Origin of the sequence: Nocardia arizonensis (assembly GCF_001310275.1) — a bacterium.
Lineage (GTDB): Bacteria > Actinomycetota > Actinomycetes > Mycobacteriales > Mycobacteriaceae > Nocardia > Nocardia arizonensis.
Genome location: NZ_LGYZ01000067.1, coordinates 93029 through 112758, shown reverse-complemented (window position 1 = coordinate 112758; position 19730 = coordinate 93029). Strand labels below are relative to the sequence as shown.

The following is a 19730-nucleotide window of genomic DNA, read 5'->3' as shown; positions in this document are numbered from 1 at the left end:
TCGCGCGCCGGTCCGTTCGCGTGTCGCGCGGCGCGTTCAGCGTGCCGCCCGACCGGCGGCGACCGGTAGGTCGGCGCGCGGCGCGATCGGTGCGGGCGGCACGGTGCCGAAGGTTTCGCGCACCTGCTCGCAGGCGAGAACGATCCGCTCGACGTCGACATCGGACAGACCCGCGTGCAGGGCGAAGCGGATCAGGGTCCGGTGCCGCGGGGTCGACGGCGGGCACAGCACGGTGCCGAATACGCCGCGCTCCTCGAGGAAATCGCGGATGGCGATGGCCCGCTGGTCGGGTCCGCCGGGCAGGGCGATCAACGGGGAGGCCACCGCGCCGATCTCGAAGCCCATCGCGGCGAGCGCGGTGCGGACCTGTCCCGACACCTCGCGCAGTCGCTCCCGCCGCCAGTCGTCGGCGCGCACGATATCCAGTGCCGCGGCCAGTCCGGCGATCTCGTGCGGCAGCGGATCGGTGGAGAAGACCGTCGGATAGGACTCCATCGTGAAGTAGTCGACGAAGTCGGTGCCGTTGACGCAGACGAATCCGGCGCGGCCCGCCATCGCCTTGGACAGACTCGCGGTGCGGAAGGGCACCCGCTCGGCGAGTCCGAGTGCGACCACACCGCCCGCGCCGAGCGGCCCGTCGGTGCCTAGGGTGTGCGATTCGTCCACCACCAGCAGACTTCCGGTCTGTTCGGCCACGTCGCACAGTTGTGCTAGCGGGCTGCGACTGCCGGTGCCACCGTACATGGCCTCGACCACGATGACGCCCGGACCGTAGGTGCGGATCTTCTCGCGCAGATCGGCGGGGAAATTGTGGCGGAACGGATGCAGGGGCGCGCCCGCGACCTTCGCGCCCTGCCACAGCGACATGTGCGCGAGACCGTCGATGTACACCGGGGTGCGTGGATCGGCGATCGTCTGCAACAGCCCGATATTCGCCTGCCAGCCGGATTGACAGAGCACTCCCGCGGGCGCTCGCATATGGTCGGCCAACGCGCGTTCCAACGCGGGTTTGGCCGAGGTGTCCGGCGGTGCGGCCACGGCGTCGCCGATCGCTCGCGCGATGCGGTCGTCCCCGGAGATGCGTAGGTAGTCATCCTGATTCAGCAGTACGGCGTCGGGCCCCGGTGTGCGGCCGTGCGCGACGTGCCTGCCGCCCCATTCGCCGACCACCCGGCCGTACTGGAAACGGTCGACCCGGAACTGCACCTGCTCCGCGACAGTGGGAATCACGTAGAACTCCCTTCACTGGATATAGCTATCCGAGAGCACACATCGTGCTGATTCAACCACCGTGGCGCGTGGCGCGCGGCGCTTCCGTCGAACGCGCGGGCTCCTTCGGCGGCATCGCGCGCGAGGCTCAGGAGCGGCCGAGTAGCGAGTCGATGGCCGCGGCCGTCGGGATCGAGCGGCTCGCGCCGAGTGTCGTTGTGGCCAATGCCCCGGCCGCGCAGGCGTACTCCAGTGCCGCCTCGGGTCCGCGATGCCAGGCGGCGGCCAGCGCGCCGGTGAAACTGTCACCCGCACCGGTGGTGTCGACCACCTCGACCCGAAAACTCGGCCGAGCAATGACCAGACCGTCCGGTCCGCGGTACCGCGCGCCGTCACCGCCCAGCGTGGTCACCACGTGCGCCACCCCCGCGAGTGCCGCGCCGAGTTCGCGCGCCTCACCCGAATTGACCACGGCCACATCCACATCGGCCCACACTTCGGCGGGCAGTGCGGCCACCGGTGACGGATTGAGCACGACGGTGGTCGCGTGCGCCGCCGCGTGCGCTATTCCGGCCGCCACCGTGTCGAGGGGAATCTCCAACTGGCACAGCAGGATATCTGCGGCGGCGATGACCGCGAGATCCGCCGCGCCGAGTTCGGTGAGCGCGGCGTTGGCGCCGCCGACCACGATGATGCTGTTCTCCCCGTCGCCGTCCACCACGATGGTGGCGACTCCGCTGGGACCGGGTTCGGTGCGCAGGTGACCGATGCCGATCCCGGCCTCGGTGAGCGTCGCGCGCAGTGCGGGCGCGAAGACGTCGTCGCCCACCGCGCCGACGAAATCGACCCGCGCGCCCGCCCGCGCCGCGGCGACGGCCTGATTGGCGCCCTTGCCGCCGGGCACGGTGGCGAACCCGGTGCCGCGCACCGTCGCACCCGGTCGCGGGCGGTGCTCGGTGGTGGTGACCAGATCCATGTTGATGCTGCCGAGTACGGCGATCGACGGCAGGTCGCGTCCGGTGGTCATACCGGCCGACGCTATCCCTATCGCACGCGGGGCGCGGGTCATCGCCGATCAAGGGGGCACCGGCCAAGGGCACGGCCCGGACGAGCCCCACACGCGCGCGGGGGATGTGCCCGGCGCGGGTGCGTGCGCGCGGGGGAACAACGCGTCCGGATAGCCCCATAGCCCCGCACGCGCGCGCGGGGGATGTACGGCCGATCAGTAGGCTGTCGGGTATGACGGCAGCAACGACGACCGAGTCCGATACCCGTGAGGCGGTGCACGGGGCCGCGCGCCGGGCTCGTGTCGCGTCCCGGGCCCTCGCCCGGCTCACCGCCGCGCAGAAGAACGACGCGCTGCATGCCGCCGCCGACGCGCTGCTCGCCGCCGCCGACACCGTGCTGGCCGCCAATGTCGATGACATCGCGACCGCGCAGGCCGCGGGCACCGAGGAGGCGCTGCTCGACCGGCTGCGGCTGACCAAGGCTCGTATCGACGGCATCGCCTCGGGTCTGCGCCAGGTCGCGGGCCTACCCGACCCCATCGGCACGGTGGTGCGCGGTTCCACGCTGCCCAATGGTCTCGAGATCCGGCAGGTGCGGGTGCCGCTCGGTGTCGTCGGCATGGTCTACGAGGCCCGCCCGAACGTCACCGTCGACGCCTTCGGTCTTGCCCTGAAATCCGGCAACGCCGCCCTGTTGCGCGGGTCGTCCTCGGCCGCGCATTCCAATGCCGCGTTGGTCGCCGTGCTGCGCGATGCACTCGCCGCCCAGGGCGTACCCGCCGACGCGGTGCAGTTGCTGCCGAGCGCCGACCGGTCAAGCGTGACCCATCTGATCCAGGCGCGCGGCTTGGTCGACGTGGTGATTCCGCGCGGAGGCGCGGGCCTGATCAATGCCGTGGTCCGCGACGCCACGGTGCCGACCATCGAGACCGGCACCGGCAACTGCCACATCTACGTGCACGCCGCCGCCGATCTGGATATGGCCGAGCAGATCCTGATCAACGCCAAGACCCGCAGGCCAAGCGTCTGCAATGCCGCCGAGACGGTGCTGATCGATGACGCCATCGCCACGGTCGCCGTGCCGCGGCTGATCGAGGCGCTGGAACGGCACGGGGTCACCGTGCACGGCGACCTGCCCGGCCTCGTTCCCGCCGACGACCGGGACTGGGGTGAGGAATATCTCAGCCTCGATATCGCGCTCGCGATCGTCGCGGATCTGGACGCCGCCGTCGCGCACATCGAGACGTGGGGCACCGGCCATACCGAGGCCATCGTCACCGCTGACCTGGCCGCGGCCCGGGAATTCACCGGTCGCGTCGACGCCGCGGCGGTCATGGTCAACGCCTCGACCGCCTTCACCGACGGCGAGCAGTTCGGATTCGGCGCCGAGATCGGCATCTCCACCCAGAAGCTGCACGCCCGCGGCCCTATGGCGCTGCCGGAGCTCACTTCGACAAAATGGATCGTGTGGGGCGAAGGTCAGATCCGGCCCGCGTGATCTAAGAGAGAAGGATACGACGTGGCTTCGCAGCAGAGCGCGACCCAGGAGCCGATCTTCGGCTCGGTCGACGATGTGGTCGAGCGGCTGGCCACCACCGGCTACCTCGCCGACAAGGGCACCGCCACCTCGGTATTCCTCGCTGACCGGCTCGGTAAACCGCTGCTCATCGAGGGACCGGCCGGGGTCGGCAAGACCGAACTGGCCCGCGCGGTCGCCGAGACCGCGGGCGCGGAACTGGTGCGGTTGCAGTGCTACGAGGGTGTCGACGAGGCCCGCGCCCTCTACGAGTGGAACCACGCCAAGCAGATCCTGCGCATCCAGGCATCCAGCGAGAACGACTGGGCCGAGACCAAGGCCGACGTGTTCACCGAGGAATTCCTGCTGTCGCGCCCGCTGCTGACCGCGATCCGCCGCACCGACCCGACGGTCCTGCTCATCGACGAAACCGACAAGGCCGATGTCGAGATCGAGGGACTGCTACTCGAGGTGCTCAGCGATTTCGCGGTCACCGTGCCCGAACTCGGCACGATCACCGCCCAGCGCCGCCCCTTCGTCGTGCTCACCTCCAACGCGACCCGCGAACTGTCCGAGGCGCTCAAACGGCGCTGCCTGTACCTGCACCTGGACTTCCCGGACGAGGAACTCGAGCGTCGCATCCTGGCGAGCCGGGTGCCGGAGCTGTCGGCCGCGGTGGCGGCGCAGCTGGTGCGAATCGTGCACGTGCTGCGCGGTATGCAGTTGAAGAAGCTGCCCTCGGTCGCCGAATCCATCGACTGGGGCCGTACGCTGCTCGCGCTCGGACTGCGCGATCTGGACGACAGCACGGTGCGCGCCACCCTCGGCGTGGTGCTCAAACACCGCAGTGACCATCAGCGGGCGCTGACCGAGTTGAAGTTGGCCTAGCCGTGGTCACCGGATCGGGCGGCGAGACCGTGTCACTGGACGCGCCGCACGGGCTGCCCGGTCATCTCGTCGGATTCGTGGAGGCGCTGCGGGCCCGCGGCATACCGGTCGGGCCCTCGGAGACCGTGGACGCGGGCCGGGTGGTGACCGTGCTCGACCTATTGGACCGGGAAGTGCTGCGCGAGGGGCTCGCTTGCTCGCTGCTGCGCCGCACCACCCATCGCGCGACCTTCGACGGGCTGTTCGACCTGTGGTTCCCGGTGGCGATCGGCGAGCGGCGGGCCGCGTACGAAGAGGTCGAGATTCCACGCAGGCCGACCGGTCAGGTCGATATACCGGCGTTGCGCGATCTGATCGCCGATCTGCTTGCCCGCGACGACGCCGCCGCCCTGCTCGAACAGCTCGCCGCGCAGTTGGTCGAACAACTCGGGCAGTACCAGTCCGCGCGCGGGCCGTCCTTCTCGGCATATCAAGCGCTCAAGGAGGTCCAGCCGCAGACCCTGCTTGCCCGCATCCTGGCCGGACTCGCCGCGGGCCCGGACACCAGCGAGTTCGATGCCGAGATCGCCCGCCGCGCCGCCCGCGGTCGCATCGACGCCTTTCGCGCCACCGTCGAGGCCGAGACCCGCAGGCGGGTGGCCGAACGGATCGGGCGCGAACGCGTCGCCGGATACGGCGTCGCCCGCCAGGCCGAGGACGTGGATTTCCTGCGCGCCTCCGAACGGGAACTGGTCGAGCTGCGCCGCAGCAGTCAGCGTCTGGCACGGATACTGGCCTCGCGGCTCGCGGTGCGGCGCAGGCATTCCCGCCGCGGGGAGATCGATCTGCGCCGGACCTTGCGCAAATCCATGTCCACCGGCGGCGTTCCCATCGATCTGGTCAATCGCAAACCGCGCCCCGGTCGCCCCGAACTCGTACTGCTGTGCGACGTCTCGGGTTCGGTGGCCGGATTCAGCAACTTCACGCTGCTGCTGGTGAGCGCGCTGCGCGAACAGTTCTCGCGGGTGCGCATCTTCGCCTTCGTCGACCGCACCGCCGAGGTCACCGAATTCTTCGATCCGCACACCCAACTCGACAGCGCCATGACCAGGATCTTCACCGAATCCGATGTGGTGGGCTACGACGGCCACTCCGATTACGGCACTGCGCTGACCACCTTCGCCGCCGAATTCCCGGAGGCGGTGACCAGTCGCAGTTCGCTGCTCATTCTCGGCGACGCCAGGACGAATTACCGCGATCCCGAACTGGCCACCCTGCGGTCGCTGGTCGGTGTGGCCAAACACGCGCACTGGCTCAATCCCGAACCGGTGAATCAATGGGGCTCCGGCGATTCCGCGGCCGATCGCTATCGCGAAGTCATCGAGATGCACGAATGCCGTTCTGCCCGACAATTGACCGAGGTGGTGTCCCGGCTGCTGCCGGTGTGAGGCGCGGATGATGTTGCGTCTCGGCGCGGTCGCGCGATAACCCGGTATTCGGTGCGCGGGATTTCGCGCGCCCGGCTCGAAAGCATTCCTTAAGGAAATCGTTGGACCCGGTGTCCACGATCCACACTCATGGTGCAGACGACACCGGAGGGCGCGGACGATCCGGCCTTCCCGAAGACCGCGGTGCAATCGCCGTGCGGTCGTGCGCTGCCGATGACCAGCCGTCCGCCGCGTCGCGCCGACACCGTCCCGCCCGACCGGGCCTCCGGCGGGTTCTTCGGCCGGGCGACCCGGCGCGCGGCGGGGGACGAGGCGTGAGCGAGACGCTCGAGAGGTGAGTGTGGAAACCACGGAGATCATGGCGGAGTTGACGCGCGCCCGCGCACTGCCGCGGGGACGCGCGCTCACGCGGCGACTGCGAACCCTGGCGTCGGCCGCGGAGTCGGGGCCCGATCGGGAGCTGGAGGGTCGGGTGCTCATCGAACTGGCCACGGCGTACGCCAACGCGGGAGAAGAGGATCTGGCCCCGGTCGCCTACGCCCGACTGCTGCACATCTACGACGAGTTCCCGGCGGAACTCGGCCCATTGACCCATTCGGTGCACTGGCATCTGAAATGGATGACCGCGACGCTGGTCGACAGTCCCTCGGTCCCGCTGGCGGTGACCCGCCGCTGGCTCGACGAACTCGAGACGCGCTACCGCGTCACGGGCTACAGCGCGCGCCCGGTGCTGGCGCTGCGCGCCGGTCTGGCCCGTGCGCTGGGCGAACACCTCGAGGCCGCGCGGCTCACCCGCGCCGCGTTGTTCGCCGAACGTGACACCATGTCCGACTGCGACGCCTGTGAACAAGACAGTTGGGGCACCACCGCCGCCGCGGCCCGCGACGACGCCGCGGCGCTCGACTACTGGCGGCCGGTCCTCGACGGCGAACGGACCTGCGCCGAGCAGCCGCACCGGGTCGCGTCGAAGGCACTGCTGCCGCTGCTGCGCACCGGCCGGATCGCCGAGGCGCGCCATGCCCATCTGATCGGCTATCCGCTGGTCCGCCACGTCGAGAGTCTTCGCGACGCGCTCGCCCGGCACCTGGAGTTCTGTGCGCTGACCGGGAACGAGGCCCGCGGACTCGAACTGCTCGTCGAACATGTCGGCTGGCTCACCGATCCCGGTGCCGACGCCGCCGCGCGCCTGTCCTTCGTCGTGGGGGTCTGCGTACTGCTCGACCGTCTGGCCGAACTGGGGTTGGCGGCGGTGCCGCTCGGCGCGGGCACCATCGCCTCGGTGCGCGCCGACCTCGGCGCGGAGATCGCCGCGCTGACCGCCCGCTACGACCGCCGCAACGGCAGCGACGTGGTCGGATCGGCGGTGGCCGCGCGCCTGGCGCAGCGTCCGCTGGTCGATCAGTTGCCGCTGGGCATTCGCGCCGGACGGGCCGAACGCATGCTCATCCCGCCTCCCGCGCCCGCCGCGGCCGATCCGCGGGACGCCGATCGCGGCGAGGTCGCGCTGGAACTGGCCGCCGAGGCGGCGACCCATCTGCTCGACGATCCCGCGCTGGCCGAGGAGCGGTTGCGCCGCGCGCTGGCGCTCGGCGCGCGGGCGCTGCCGCCGGAACATCTGGCGCGACTCGGATCGCAGCTGGTCATGGTGGTCTCGGGTCAGGCAGGCCGTGAGGAGGAACTCGCCGACGTTGCCCTTCAGGCCGCGGCGCGCTGGGACGGCATCTCCGATGCCGATGCCACCCACCTGACCTTCGTGGCGGCCCGCGCGTTCTTCCGCGCGGGCCGCCACGGTGCGGCCGCGGCGCTGTTCGAACAGCCGCTCGTGGCGGGCGCGCGGCCCTATCCCGACACCGAGATGGCGGTGCTGCGCTCCCAGTACGGCAAGTCCCTGACCATGCTTGGCCGCCACCGCAGCGCGGCGCGGCAGTTCGTCGAGGCGGCGCGACTGGTCGAGCACACCCCCGACCTTCTGTTGCGCGCCGAACTCGCCGCCTCGGCCGCCTCGGCACTGGACGCCTGCGGTGCGGACGATCAGGCGCGGGTGGCCTATCTGCGCGCCGCCGATCTATGGGGGGCGCTCGACCGGGTGGCCGCGCGGTCGCGCTGTCTCCGTTCGGCCGCGTGGCTGCAATTCTGGCGCGACACCACCCCGATCGGCGAACAGCAGGCGCTGACCACGCTGCGGGATCTGCTCGCGGAACTGGAAGGGCTCGATCCCGGCCCGGAGGTGACCGTCGAGCTGGCCCAGACCCGCCGTCAGCTGGCGAATATGGAGGCGCGCGAGCAGTGATCGGGACGTGGTGATCGCGACCATTGGCCGATCGTTAGAAGGTCTTTGGCGCGATGGCCGATGGTGGACTCGACGCGGGGAGGGACCCGGCGCATCGAGTATCCGGAGCAGACAATGAAGAAGATCGCCGCCGCAGTGGCCATCGCCGGGATCATGACCGCGACGCTGACCGCGTGCGCGGCCGGGGTGGATCAAGGCGCCTCCGCGTCGCACGCGGGCATTCCGCAGGCCGCGCCGGGCGCGTTCGCCGTCTCGTCGGTCCGCCTGCAAGGGCCCAACTACACCGTCGACGTTCCGCAGGTCACCGGGGGTTCGGACGCCGCGCGCACCGAGTTCAACGACGCCATGCGCGCGCTCGCGCAGACCTGGATCGACCGCGCCGACGCCACCACCACTCTGCAACCCGGATACGGACAGGTCACCTACACCGGAACCCGGGTGGTCAGCGGCCTGCTCGTGGTCAGCGTCTACAGCGAGGGCGCCGCCCATCCGAACAATTCCATGGAATCGCACGTGACCAACGGCGATACCGGCCGGGCGATCACCCTCGCCGATCTGTTCACCGATGTGCAGGCCGGATTGAACCTGCTGGCCGAACAGGCCGCCATCGAGGTCCCCAAGACCCGCGCGGGCGATACCTACTTCAAGAGCGGTATCGAGGCCACCGAGTTCAACTATCGGCTGTGGCTGGCGACCCCCGGCGGAATGGAGATTCACTTCGGGGAGATCGCCTCGCACGCCGCGGGTGACATCGTCATCACCGTGCCCTGGTCGAAGCTGGATTCGGCGCTGAAGCCTGGCATCCGCGACATCGTCGCCGGCTGAGCATCCGGCGGCCCGCGCCGCGCGGGCCGCCGCCCCGGACCCACCGGTTAAGCTCGTCACTCATGCAAGAGACAGGGCGGTCCGGCCGCAAGCTGGGCGTCATGGGTGGCACCTTCGATCCCATCCACCACGGCCACCTGGTCGCGGCCAGTGAAGTCGCCAATCGGTTCGACCTGGACGAGGTCGTCTTCGTCCCGACCGGACAGCCGTGGCAGAAGGCGGACAAGCAGGTCAGCCCCGCCGAGGACCGCTATCTGATGACGGTCATCGCAACCGCGTCCAATCCGCGGTTCACGGTCAGCCGGGCCGATATCGACCGTGGCAAGGTCACCTACACCGTGGATACCCTGCGGGAGATGCGCGCCCAACATCCCGACGCCGAGCTGTACTTCATCACCGGAGCGGACGCACTGGCCAACATCCTCACATGGCAGGATTGGTCGGAACTGTTCGAACTGGCGAAGTTCGTCGGAGTGAGCCGACCGGGGTACGAGCTGAACACCGATCATCTGCGGGAACATCTACGCGATCTCCCCGGTGACGCGGTGACCATGATCGAGATCCCGGCGCTGGCGATCTCCTCGAGCGAATGCCGTCGCCGCGCCGCCGAGAACCGGCCGGTGTGGTACCTCGTCCCCGACGGCGTGGTGCAGTACATATCGAAGCGGCACCTGTACGTGCCCGCGGAGCGGAAGGTAGCTGAATGACGGCATCTGTCGAGTCGGTCGAGATCGCGCAGGTCGCCGCGCGTGCGGCGGACGAGAAGCTGGCTTCCGACGTCGTGGTGCTCGACGTCTCCGAACAGTTGGTCATCACCGATTGCTTCGTCATCGCCTCCGCGCCGAACGAACGTCAGGTCAATGCCATCGTCGACAATGTCGAGGAGAAGCTGCGCGAAGCGGGTCACAAGCCGGTGCGGCGCGAGGGCACTCGCGAGGGGCGCTGGGCCCTGCTCGACTACGTCGACGTGGTTGTGCACATCCAGCACAACGATGAGCGCAATTTCTATGCGCTGGAACGGCTCTGGAAGGATTGCCCGGTGGTTCCCGTGGACGGCGTCGGCGCTCCCCGCACGAGTGAGTGAGCGGCTCGCCGGATACATCAGCTCGTTCACCACGGAGGCAGGGCAAGTGAGTAAGTACGCAGGCGTGCGCACGTTGATTCTGTTGCGCCACGGGCAGACCGAATGGAATGCCACCGACCGGATGCAGGGTCAGATCGACACCGATCTGACCGAACTCGGCCGCAGACAGGCGAAAGAGGCGGCGCGCGAACTGGTCTCGCGCAATGCCATCGCGATCGTGTCCTCCGACCTCAAACGCGCGCGCGACACCGCGCAGGCGCTGTCCGACCACACCGATCTGCCGGTCGCGCTCGATCCGCGACTGCGCGAAACCCACCTCGGCGACTGGGAGGGGCTCACCCACCTCGAGGTCGACGCCGACTTTCCGGGCGCGCGAATCGCCTGGCGGCTCGACGCGGAGTACCGGCCCCCGAACGGGGAGAGCAAACTCGAGGTCGGCGCGCGTTCGCTGCCGGTTGTCCAGGAATTGTTCGCCGAGCGACACGATTGGCCCGGCCGGACTATCATCCTGGTGGCGCACGGCGGGCTGATCGCGGGCTTGACGGCCGCGCTGCTCGACCTGCCGCCGCGCAACTGGCCCGCCCTTGGTGGGCTGGCGAACACCAGCTGGGTGCAGTTGAGCAGCCACGGCCCTGCCATCGAACAGCCCGGGTGGCGCCTCGATGTGTGGAATGCGGCGGCGAAGGTAGCACCCGATGTCCTCTGAAGACCCGATCCGGTCGGTGCCGGATGAACTGTTCCGGCAGGTGACGGCCAAACCGGAACGTCAACTGCCGGACGCGTTGTTCGGCGGCCCGAGCGCACGCGCGACGACGGCCGAGGTGGCCGAGCCGGATGACGAACCGCCCGACGCGGATGCGGAACATACCGACCGGGCATCCGAGGCGATGCCCGCCCTCGATGCCGAGGCCGGTTCCGTCCTCGACGACGCCACGAAGGGTGACATCGCCGCGGATTCGAGCGCCGGGGCCGAGCGGGACACGGTTTCCGTCGAGGTCGGCGAACTCGACCTTCCCGAGGAAGAAGCGGTGACGGCCGCGGGGGCGGAGTCACCGACGGCTCCCGCCGCGGCGCCCGCGCGTCCGGTGCTGCTGGTGATCGCCGACTCGCTGTCCTACTTCGGGCCCAAAGGCGGTCTACCCGCGAACCATCCGCGGATCTGGCCGAATCTGGTCGGGGCGGAACTGGATTGGCAGGTCGAGTTGGTCGGTCGGATCGGCTGGACCTGCCGTGACGCGTACTGGGCGCTCATCGGCGATCCCCGCGTGTGGGCGGCGGTGCCGAATGCGGGCGCGGTCGTCTTCGCCGTGGGCGGAATGGACACATTGCCCTCGCCGCTGCCGACCGCACTGCGCGAACTCATCCGCTACGTGCGCCCCGCGTGGCTGCGTCGCGTCGTGCGCTCCACCTACAACTGGTCGCAGCCCAAGCTGTCCAAACTGGGTCGGCCGGTGGCCTTGCCGCCGAAGGTCAGCATCGACTACCTGGAACAGTCGCGGGAGGCGTTGGCGCAATTGCGCCCGGATCTGCCGTTCGTCGCGGTGCTGCCCTCGGTACACGATTGCGCGGCCTACGGCCACGTCCACCGGGGCCGTCCGCGCGCGGTGAAGGCGCTGCGGGAATGGTCGGCACGTACCGGGGTTCCGCTGGTGGATCTCGGAGAAGCGGTGCGCGACAACATCTTCTCCGGCGAGGCCAATCCCGATGGCATCCACTGGGGCTGGGCCGGGCACAGCGCCGTGGCCACCGCGATGGTGAAGACCATACAGGAGGTTCGGTAGTCCCGTGGCCGTCGTGGTCGTCACCGATTCGTCCGCAAGCCTGCCTGCCGAACTCACCGCCGAGTTGGATATCGCCGTCGCGCCTCTGCACGTCCTGGTCGGCGACCGTACCGTGCGAGAGGGTATCGATCCGATCGATATCGACTACGGCGCCGACACCGTCACCACCTCCGCGGCCTCGCCCGGCGAACTGCGCGAAGTCTACGAACGGGCGCTGGCCCGCAGTGACGGCGACGGCGTAATCGCGGTGCACCTGTCCCGTCAGCTCTCCGGCACCTGGGAGGCGGGCCGACAGGCCGTGCGCGATATGGACGCCGAGCAGTCGGTGCGGGTCATCGATTCACTCGGCGCCGGACTCGCCACCGGTATGCCCGTCCTCGCGGCGGCGCGGGGCGCGCGTTCGGGCGCGTCGCTGGACGCCGTCTACGATGCGGCCGTCGGTGTCGCGACCCGGGCACGCACCTTCATTCTGGTCAATCGCACCGAACAGTTGCGCCGCGGCGGCCGGTTGAGCACCGCGGCGGCGTTCTTCGGAAGCGAACTGGTCACCAAACCGCTGTTGCAGATCGTGGAGGGCCGCCTGGAACTGCGGGAGAAGGTCCGCACTCGGTCGAAGGCGTACGGCCGCCTCGTCGCGGCGGCGGTGGAGGCCGCGGGTTCCGACGGCGCGGCCGTGGCGGTGCAGCATCTCGGCGCACCCGAGGCCGCCGAGATCGTCGGTGCGCAACTGCGCGAACAGATCCCTCGCATCCGGGAGTTCATCGTGGCCGAATTCGGGCCCGCCCTCGGTGTGCACCTCGGTGTCGGCGCGGTCGGTGTGCTGGTCGTCCCCGGCGGATGCGGCCGGTGATGCGAAACTCGGTGAGCACGACGCATACCGCGTCCCTAGGCTGTTCAGCGTGGTGGACATGACGAACTCCTTGCGCCCGGCGCTGACCGTGACCGTCGTCGACTGGGATCATCCCGACGCGGTAACGCTGCGCGAGGAGATGGCCGACGAGATCGGCCCGCGCTACGCCTACCTGTCGGAGTCGCTCGCGGGCAGCGATCCCCACGCCGTCGACCCCGAGACCGTGTACCGGACCTTCGTCGTGTACTCCGACGAGCCCGCCGGCCACGCGGCGGTGCGGTGGAACGGGCAGGATCTGGAGCTCAAACGCATGTTCGTGCGCCCCGGACACCGCGGTTCCGGTGCCGCCGAGCAATTACTCGAGGCCGCCGAGAACGCCGCCCGCGAACTCGGCCTGCCCCGGCTGATCCTCCAGACGGGCCATCTGCAACCCGACGCGGTGCGGTTCTACGAACGCAGCGGATACCACCGCATACCGATCTTCCCGCCCTACGAGGTGCTGCCCGAGTCCAACTGTTATGCCGGAGATCTGTGAGGCGATCCGTCACGCGGTGACCGGTCGCTCCTCCCACAGCCGCGCTTCGCGTCGACCGACCAACGCCGCCACGCGTGCGACGAAAGGCGCGACCAGCTGCGGATCAAGACGGCGACCATCGCGCAGGCGGACCGCGACGGTGCCGTCCTCGGCTTCGGCCGCGCCGAGAATCACCTGGTAGGGAACATATCTGGCGCGCCGGATGCGCGCGCTGAGACTGCCATGGTCCGGCGGCACCACCTCGACGCGCAGATCCTCGTCGACAACGCGCCGCGCCAATTCCCGCGCGTACTCCAGCTGATCGTCGGCGATCGGCAATATCGCGATCTGGACCGGGGCCAGCCAGGCCGGGAACGCGCCGCCGTGCCGTTCGAGCAGATGGGCCACCGCCCGTTCGACACTGCCGATAATGCTGCGGTGCACCATGATCGGGCGGTGCTCGCCGCCGTCCGGACCGATATAGCGCAGGTCGAACTGTTCGGGCTGATGGAAATCGACCTGCACGGTGGACAGGGTGAATTCGCGGCCCGCGCTGTCGGTGAACTGCACATCGATTTTCGGACCGTAGAAGGCGGCCTCGTCCGGGGCGGGATCGTAGGGCAGGCCGGAGGTGTCGAGCACCTCGGTCAGCACTGCGATCGCCCGATCCCACATGTCCGGCGCGGACACATATTTCCCACCCGGTCCGGGCAACGACAGCCGATAGCGGGCGGGCGCGATGTCGAGCGCGCGATGCGCCGCGCGGATCATCTCCAGCGCGCCCGCGACCTCGGTCGCCACCTGGTCCGTAGTGCAGAACAGATGGGCGTCGTTGAGTTGGATGGCGCGCACCCGGGTCAGGCCGCCGAGCACACCGGATGGCTCCGAGCGGTACATACCGCCCAATTCCGCCATGCGCAGCGGCAATTCGCGGTAGCTGTGCGAACGGGACCGATAGATGAGCGCGTGGTGTGGGCACAGACTCGGCCGCAGCACAACCTGCTCACCGCCCAGCGGCATGGGCGGGAACATGTCCTCGCGGTAGTGCGCCCAATGTCCCGATATCTCATAGAGTTCGCGTTTACCGAGGACCGGGGAGTAGACGTGCCGGTACCCGGCGCGGCGTTCGGCACCGCGAATGTAGTCCTCCAGGGTGGAGCGGACGGCGGCGCCGTCGGGCAGCCAATAGGGCAGACCCGCGCCCATGAGCGGATCGGTATCGAATATGCCGAGTTCACGGCCGAGGGTGCGATGGTCGAACACGGGATCTCCTCGCGAACAGGGGCGAGGGACCACGAGCGGAAGCTCCGGGTTCTCGCCCGGGCTTCGGTGTGACAGAGGTCAGCGCGCCGGGACGATGTCCGGCGTCGTCGTCATAGCAGCGCGCTTCACGGCGGCTACCCTAGCAGGAGGCCGACCGTGCACGCAGCCGGATTTCCCCGGGCGTGGCGCGCGCCGAGCGTGTCCGAGCCGACCTCTAACATTTCCGGGTGACCGCATACGACGACGCCTTCGACCATCTCGACACCTCCACGCTGCCGCCGCGCCAGCAGCGCATTCTCGTCACCATTCGCGACTGGGTGCTGCGACACGGTTACGCGCCCAGCGCCCGCGAAATCGGCGACGCGGTCGGACTGCGCTCGACGTCCTCGGTCTCGAAACATCTGAAAAGCCTGGAGGACAAGGGTTTCCTGCGACGCGGCGGCACCGTCTCGCGCCCGATCGATGTCCGTCTGTTCCTGCGCGCCGAGGCGCCGCGCGCGGAATCGGCCGACGCGGTCTGTGTCCCGGTCCTCGGCGACATCGCCGCGGGCGCTCCCATCCCGGCCCAGGAACACGCCGACGACAGTCTGCTGCTGCCTCGCGAACTCGTCGGCCGCGGCACGGTATTCGGCCTGCGGGTCCGCGGTGACTCGATGATCGACGCCGCCATCTGCGACGGCGACATCGTGGTCGTCCGCCGCCAACAGGAAGCCCATTCCGGCGAGATCGTCGCCGCCATGATCGATGACGAGGCCACCGTGAAGGTCTACCGCGAACGCGGCGGCCACATCCACCTCGAACCCCGCAACCCCGCCTACGAGGTCATAGACGGCGACAACGCGGTCATTCTCGGCAAGGTCGTCTCGGTCATGCGCCGCGTGTGAGCGCGGTTCCTCCACAACACCCGGCTTATCCACAACCCTGACAAAGGCCCAGGTCGACCCGCGAATACGCAACTCACCCGCCACTACCGTCGTCCCCATGCCACGACACGAGGAACGCGAGCGCATCCGTCGGAGACTGGGCGCGCTCACCGCAATCCCCACCGACCGCGCCATCGGCAAACACCGCCCCGCCCCCGTGCTCCGAGCCGCCCACCGCCCCGACTCCACGCGCACTGCCGTACGAGAGGGCGAGCCCCGGCCCGGTACGCGCCGCCGAGCCGTCCCCGAATACCGCACCGGCAGTTGGCATCTCGACGAGCTCCCGCGCGAGTCCCCGATCGGTGCGTGGCATCGAGGGGCCGGGAGGGTGGCGGCCGATTCCGGTGCGGAGCCCGAGGCATCCGAGGAAGGAGCGATTCGTTCGAAGGGGTTCGGGGGCGCGACGGTGGATGCGGACCGACGGCGGGCGGACGAATCGCCGGCTGGTCGTCCGAAGTCGGATGCCGCGTCCGGTGCGGATTCGTGGCCTCCCGGATGCGCCGACGAAGACTTCGGTCCGCGCGATGCCTGGGAAGCCGTTGATGCCGTAAATGCCTGGGGTGCACCGGATTCGCGGGGTCGCCTTGCGCCATCTGGTGCATGCGCGGATGCGGATGATGAGGACCCGGTGCGGTCACCGGGCTGGTTGGACGATGCCGATGGTGAGGCCAGGTGGTGGGATCGGTTGATGCCGGAGCGTTTTCGTGGCGCGCGTCTGGATCCGGGGCGGCGCGGGGTGATGACCTTGGCGATCGTCGGACTGATCGCGGCGATCGTGGCGGCGGTCGTCGTGTTCCGCGAACGGCCGATCGCCCAAGCGGTCCCACCGGTGCCCGCGATCCGCACGAGTTCCACGGCAACCGCCCCGAGCGACCCCGCGCCCGAACCCCGTGCCGCGGGCTCCGTCGACAATGCACCCGTAGACGCCGCCGCGACCGCGGGCGAACTGGTCGTGAGCGTAGTCGGCTCGGTGCACCGGGCGGGCCTCGTCCACCTCGGCGCGGGCGCCCGCGTGGCCGACGCCGTAGCGGCGGCGGGCGGGGCCGCCGAGGGCGCGGACCTGACCACGCTCAACCTCGCCCAACGCTTGGGCGACGGCGACCAGGTCATCGTCGGCACCCTCGACCCGACCCCAGGCACCCCACGGCTCGGCAGCACCACGCTCGGCGCCAACGCCCGGGGCGCTACCACGCCACCCTCGAACGCGGCCACTCCCACCACCCGGCTCAGCCTCAACCGAGCCACCGAATCCGACCTCGACGCCCTCCCCGGAATAGGCCCGATAACCGCCCGCGCCATCATCACCTGGCGAATCACCAACGGCCGCTTCACCGACATAGAACAACTGGGCGACATAGACGGGATAGGCCCCACCCGGCTATCCCGCCTCCGAGAGTTGGTGACGCTATGACGTTTCCGCCGCCTCGGCCGGGTGCCGTCCTCGGTGGCGGGCAGCGGCGGGGATGCCGCGCCACCAGGATCAGCATCACCGTCGCTCGTGAAATGGGGAGTCGGTTCAGTAGGCCGTGAAGGGGGTGCGGGAGTGTTCGGCGGTGGCGAGTGGAAGACGCGGCTGCGGCGGTGGGGCTTGGAGCGGGAGGACTCGGGGGCGGAGGGGACTGCCGAGACACTCGATGCGCGATTGGCGCCGGCCGCGGCGGCTTGTTGGAGTGTGACGATTGCGGTCGTGACCCTGGGGTGGCGGGTCGGCGTCGGCCTCGCGGTGATGTCGGTGGTTGGCGCGGTGGGTGTGTGCGCTGTCTATCGCCGTCGGCGGGCGAGGATCGCGGTGGGGGAGCGCGGGAGAGAGAGGGGTTCGGGCCCGGGTGGTGGGCGGCGCGGTGTCGCGGGCGTGGTGTCGGCGGCGTTGTTGATCGGGGCGGGGTTCGCGGTGGCGGCGGTGTGGCGGGAGTACGGGGTGGCGGAACATCCATTGCGGGATGCGGTGGGTGGGTCGGTCTCGGTGGTGTCGACGGTGCGGGATGATCCGAAAGTGGTGCGGGGTAAGGGCTTCGGAGGGCAGCGATTGTGGGTGGTGCACGCGGAGCTCGAGCGGTTTCGGGGGCGGGACGGGGCCGTCGTCGCGGGTGGGACGGTGGTCATTCTGGGGGAGGGGCAAGGGTGGGGGCGGGTGGTGCCGGGGCAGGCGGTCGAGTTCCGTGCCCGAGTGGAGCCTGCTCGGTTCAGGGATCTCACCGTAGCCGCGCTGCGGGCCACGGAACCGCCGCGGCCGGTCGGTGGGGTGTCGTGGTGGCAGCGCGGGGCGGCGGCGGTGCGTGCCGCGCTGGCCGCGGCCGCGGGGCGGGCATTGTCCGAGCGGGCGGCGGGATTGTTGCCCGCCCTGGTGGTGGGAGATACCTCGAGGCTGTCGGATTCGGTGCGGACCGATTTCGAAACCGCCGGCCTGCAACATCTTTGCGTGGTCAGCGGGGCGAACTTCACGATTCTGCTGACCGTCGTGCTGTTCGTGGTGCGGACGGTCGCGCTCGGTCCGCGCTCGGCCGCGGCGCTCGCGGGGGTGGCACTGCTGCTGTTCGTCGTGGTGGCGCGTCCCGATCCGAGTGTGCTGCGGGCGGCGGCGATGGGGGCGGTCACCGTGCTGTCGCTGGTCACCGGACAGCGCAAACAAGCGTTGCCCGCGTTGTGCGCCGCGGTCATCGGTCTATTGGCGATATGGCCGGAACTCGCGGTGAGTGCCGGATTCGCGCTGTCGGTCGTGGCGACCGCGGGGTTGATCCTGTTGGCTCCCAGCTGGGCGGATTGGCTGCGGGCGCGCGGATGGTGGCGCTTGCCCGCGGAGATCGTCGCGGTCTCGGCGGGTGCGTTCGTCGTCACCACGCCGATTCTGGTCGCGCTGACCGGTCGGCTCAGCCTGATCGCAGTACTCGCGAATATCCTGGCCGCTCCCGTCGTCGCGCCGATCACCGTCATCGGGGCCCTCGGTGCGGCGACCGCCTGGATCTGTCCTCTCCTCGCCACACTGATCCTGCGCGCTTCCGCTCCGCCTATGTGGTGGTTGCTGGAGGTCGCCGAACGCACCGCCGCCCTGCCGGGCTCATCGATCGCGGTTCCGGGTGGCATGGCCGGCGGGCTCGTCGCCGCCGCGGTGGTCGTCGCGATCGTCTGGGGATTGCGTATCGCCGCCGTGCGGAGGCTCGCGGTCGCCGCCATTGTCGGATGCGCGTTGGTATTGGTTCCGGTCCGCATCTGGCATCCGGGGTGGCCTCCGCGCGATTGGGTCTTCGTCGCCTGCGATGTGGGGCAGGGTGACGCGCTGGCACTGGCGGTCGGTGACGGCTCGGCGATCGTGATCGACACCGGTCCCGACCCGCGTCTCGTGCATTCCTGTCTGAATCGACTTCGCGTCCAACACATTCCGCTCCTCGTCCTGACCCACCCGCACGCCGACCACATAGCGGGCCTCGCCGGCGCACTCGACGGCCGCTCGGTCGCGGCCATCGCCGTGGCACCACACGAACTCGATCTACCCGCGTCGGCTTCGGGGCGGCGGGCGGACGGCTCGGGCGCGGTCGCGGTAGCCGACGCCGCCCTCGCCGCGAGTATCCCGGTCCTCGAACTCTCCGCGGGCCAGGTCCTCGGATTCGGCTCGATCGCGCTCGAGGTTCTCGCCCCCACCCCCGCGTCCCGACCCGATGCCGAGGCGAACGCCAATGATCGATCGCTGGTGATCGCGGCCGAGACGCCCGCGGGCCGGATACTCCTGACCGGCGACGTCGAGGCGGCCACCCAACGCCGACTCCTGGCCACCGGCCGGGAGCGCCTGCACGCCGATGTACTCAAGGTCCCGCATCACGGCTCCCACACCACGGCGAAGGAATTCCTGCGCGCCGTGCGCCCGCGCGTTGCGGTGACCTCGGTCGGCGCGCAGAACACCTTCGGTCACCCCGATCCCGAAATCCTCGCCGAACTGGATTCCCTCGGTGTCACGGTCCTGCGCACCGACCGGGACGGCGACATTCTCGTACTGGGATCCGCGCCCGGCCTCCGAATCGCCACAACGCGACGGCGGATCAAGACGGGTGGGCGAGTGCGCGGAGCGCGCGCCGCAAGCGATCCCTCGCGGCGATGGGGCCGGGGCGAGCCGCCCGATGACCACACGGCTACCACCCGCCGAGCGCGGACACCCTGATGC

Annotated in this window: 18 protein-coding genes; 15 read left to right on the top strand and 3 right to left on the bottom strand. The window is 69.8% G+C overall.

Going from position 1 to position 19730, the window contains the following annotated elements; translation table 11 throughout:
• Positions 1-36: 36 nt before the first annotated feature.
• Entirely contained in the window at positions 37-1230 is a 1194-nt protein-coding gene (locus tag APZ21_RS12920) for an aminotransferase class I/II-fold pyridoxal phosphate-dependent enzyme (RefSeq protein ID WP_054813518.1), read from the bottom strand.
• A 127-nt stretch (positions 1231-1357) separates the two neighbouring features.
• On the bottom strand, positions 1358-2236 hold the full coding sequence (locus tag APZ21_RS12915; protein WP_054813517.1) for a ribokinase: 879 nt from the start codon (positions 2234-2236) through the stop codon (positions 1358-1360).
• A gap of 212 nt (positions 2237-2448) precedes the next feature.
• Between APZ21_RS12915 and APZ21_RS12910 the strand changes: the two genes are divergently transcribed.
• The 12 genes from APZ21_RS12910 to APZ21_RS12855 all read left to right on the top strand — a co-directional run bounded on the left by APZ21_RS12910 (position 2449) and on the right by APZ21_RS12855 (position 13412).
• A complete protein-coding gene (locus APZ21_RS12910) occupies positions 2449-3714 on the top strand; it encodes a glutamate-5-semialdehyde dehydrogenase (RefSeq protein WP_054813516.1) in 1266 nt (421 codons plus the stop codon).
• Between the two features lie 21 nt (positions 3715-3735).
• Positions 3736-4620: an AAA family ATPase gene (locus tag APZ21_RS12905; RefSeq protein ID WP_054813515.1), complete on the top strand. Its 885-nt coding sequence runs from the start codon at positions 3736-3738 to the stop codon at positions 4618-4620.
• A 2-nt stretch (positions 4621-4622) separates the two neighbouring features.
• The gene (locus APZ21_RS12900; RefSeq protein WP_054813514.1) at positions 4623-6047 is read left to right on the top strand and encodes a vWA domain-containing protein; all 1425 of its coding nucleotides are present in this window, start codon (positions 4623-4625) and stop codon (positions 6045-6047) included.
• Positions 6048-6176: 129 nt separating this feature from the next.
• Positions 6177-6365 (top strand): hypothetical protein, encoded by a 189-nt coding sequence (locus APZ21_RS12895; RefSeq protein ID WP_054813513.1) that lies wholly within the window; start codon positions 6177-6179, stop codon positions 6363-6365.
• A gap of 16 nt (positions 6366-6381) precedes the next feature.
• On the top strand, positions 6382-8337 hold the full coding sequence (locus tag APZ21_RS12890) for a hypothetical protein (RefSeq protein WP_054813512.1): 1956 nt from the start codon (positions 6382-6384) through the stop codon (positions 8335-8337).
• 114 nt (positions 8338-8451) lie between these two features.
• Positions 8452-9162: an RsiV family protein gene (locus tag APZ21_RS12885; protein ID WP_054813511.1), complete on the top strand. Its 711-nt coding sequence runs from the start codon at positions 8452-8454 to the stop codon at positions 9160-9162.
• Positions 9163-9224: 62 nt separating this feature from the next.
• Positions 9225-9869 carry a nicotinate-nucleotide adenylyltransferase gene (gene nadD, locus APZ21_RS12880; RefSeq protein ID WP_082393053.1) on the top strand — a complete coding sequence of 215 codons (645 nt, stop codon included), beginning with the start codon at positions 9225-9227 and terminating at the stop codon, positions 9867-9869.
• Positions 9866-10246, top strand: coding sequence for a ribosome silencing factor (gene rsfS, locus APZ21_RS12875; RefSeq protein ID WP_054813509.1), 381 nt, complete (start codon positions 9866-9868; stop codon positions 10244-10246). Before nadD ends, rsfS begins: the two co-directional genes overlap by 4 nt.
• Before the next feature lie 46 nt (positions 10247-10292).
• Positions 10293-10952 (top strand): histidine phosphatase family protein, encoded by a 660-nt coding sequence (locus tag APZ21_RS12870; RefSeq protein ID WP_054813635.1) that lies wholly within the window; start codon positions 10293-10295, stop codon positions 10950-10952.
• Positions 10953-11190: 238 nt separating this feature from the next.
• Positions 11191-12027: a diglucosylglycerate octanoyltransferase gene (gene octT / locus APZ21_RS12865; RefSeq protein WP_371852347.1), complete on the top strand. Its 837-nt coding sequence runs from the start codon at positions 11191-11193 to the stop codon at positions 12025-12027.
• Positions 12028-12031: 4 nt separating this feature from the next.
• Positions 12032-12877, top strand: a complete 846-nt coding sequence (locus APZ21_RS12860; protein ID WP_054813508.1) for a DegV family protein — start codon at positions 12032-12034, stop codon at positions 12875-12877.
• 58 nt (positions 12878-12935) lie between these two features.
• Entirely contained in the window at positions 12936-13412 is a 477-nt protein-coding gene (locus APZ21_RS12855) for a GNAT family N-acetyltransferase (RefSeq protein WP_156371043.1), read from the top strand.
• A gap of 9 nt (positions 13413-13421) precedes the next feature.
• Here APZ21_RS12855 and thrS read toward each other — a convergent pair whose 3' ends face one another.
• Positions 13422-14654 carry a threonine--tRNA ligase gene (gene thrS, locus APZ21_RS12850; RefSeq protein WP_054813507.1) on the bottom strand — a complete coding sequence of 411 codons (1233 nt, stop codon included), beginning with the start codon at positions 14652-14654 and terminating at the stop codon, positions 13422-13424.
• Positions 14655-14881: 227 nt separating this feature from the next.
• On the opposite strand from thrS, the gene lexA reads away from it, so the two are divergent.
• The 3 genes from lexA to APZ21_RS12830 all read left to right on the top strand — a co-directional run bounded on the left by lexA (position 14882) and on the right by APZ21_RS12830 (position 19727).
• Positions 14882-15538 (top strand): transcriptional repressor LexA, encoded by a 657-nt coding sequence (gene lexA / locus APZ21_RS12845; RefSeq protein ID WP_054813506.1) that lies wholly within the window; start codon positions 14882-14884, stop codon positions 15536-15538.
• 727 nt (positions 15539-16265) lie between these two features.
• Complete coding sequence (locus APZ21_RS12835; RefSeq protein WP_204249094.1) at positions 16266-16988, top strand: ComEA family DNA-binding protein; 723 nt, start codon at positions 16266-16268, stop codon at positions 16986-16988.
• 276 nt (positions 16989-17264) lie between these two features.
• Positions 17265-19727: a ComEC/Rec2 family competence protein gene (locus APZ21_RS12830; RefSeq protein ID WP_275426202.1), complete on the top strand. Its 2463-nt coding sequence runs from the start codon at positions 17265-17267 to the stop codon at positions 19725-19727.
• The last annotated feature ends 3 nt before the right edge of the window (positions 19728-19730 follow it).

What these genes read in the sequence shown, in the direction of transcription:
- APZ21_RS12915 (WP_054813517.1), bottom strand. Translation starts at nt 2,236, where the DNA reads ATGACCACCGGACGCGACCTGCCGTCGATCGCCGTACTCGGCAGCATC.
- APZ21_RS12910 (WP_054813516.1), top strand. Translation starts at nt 2,449, where the DNA reads ATGACGGCAGCAACGACGACCGAGTCCGATACCCGTGAGGCGGTGCAC.
- APZ21_RS12895 (WP_054813513.1), top strand. Translation starts at nt 6,177, where the DNA reads ATGGTGCAGACGACACCGGAGGGCGCGGACGATCCGGCCTTCCCGAAG.
- APZ21_RS12885 (WP_054813511.1), top strand. Translation starts at nt 8,452, where the DNA reads ATGAAGAAGATCGCCGCCGCAGTGGCCATCGCCGGGATCATGACCGCG.
- nadD (WP_082393053.1), top strand. Translation starts at nt 9,225, where the DNA reads ATGCAAGAGACAGGGCGGTCCGGCCGCAAGCTGGGCGTCATGGGTGGC.
- rsfS (WP_054813509.1), top strand. Translation starts at nt 9,866, where the DNA reads ATGACGGCATCTGTCGAGTCGGTCGAGATCGCGCAGGTCGCCGCGCGT.
- APZ21_RS12855 (WP_156371043.1), top strand. Translation starts at nt 12,936, where the DNA reads ATGACGAACTCCTTGCGCCCGGCGCTGACCGTGACCGTCGTCGACTGG.
- APZ21_RS12835 (WP_204249094.1), top strand. Translation starts at nt 16,266, where the DNA reads ATGCCGGAGCGTTTTCGTGGCGCGCGTCTGGATCCGGGGCGGCGCGGG.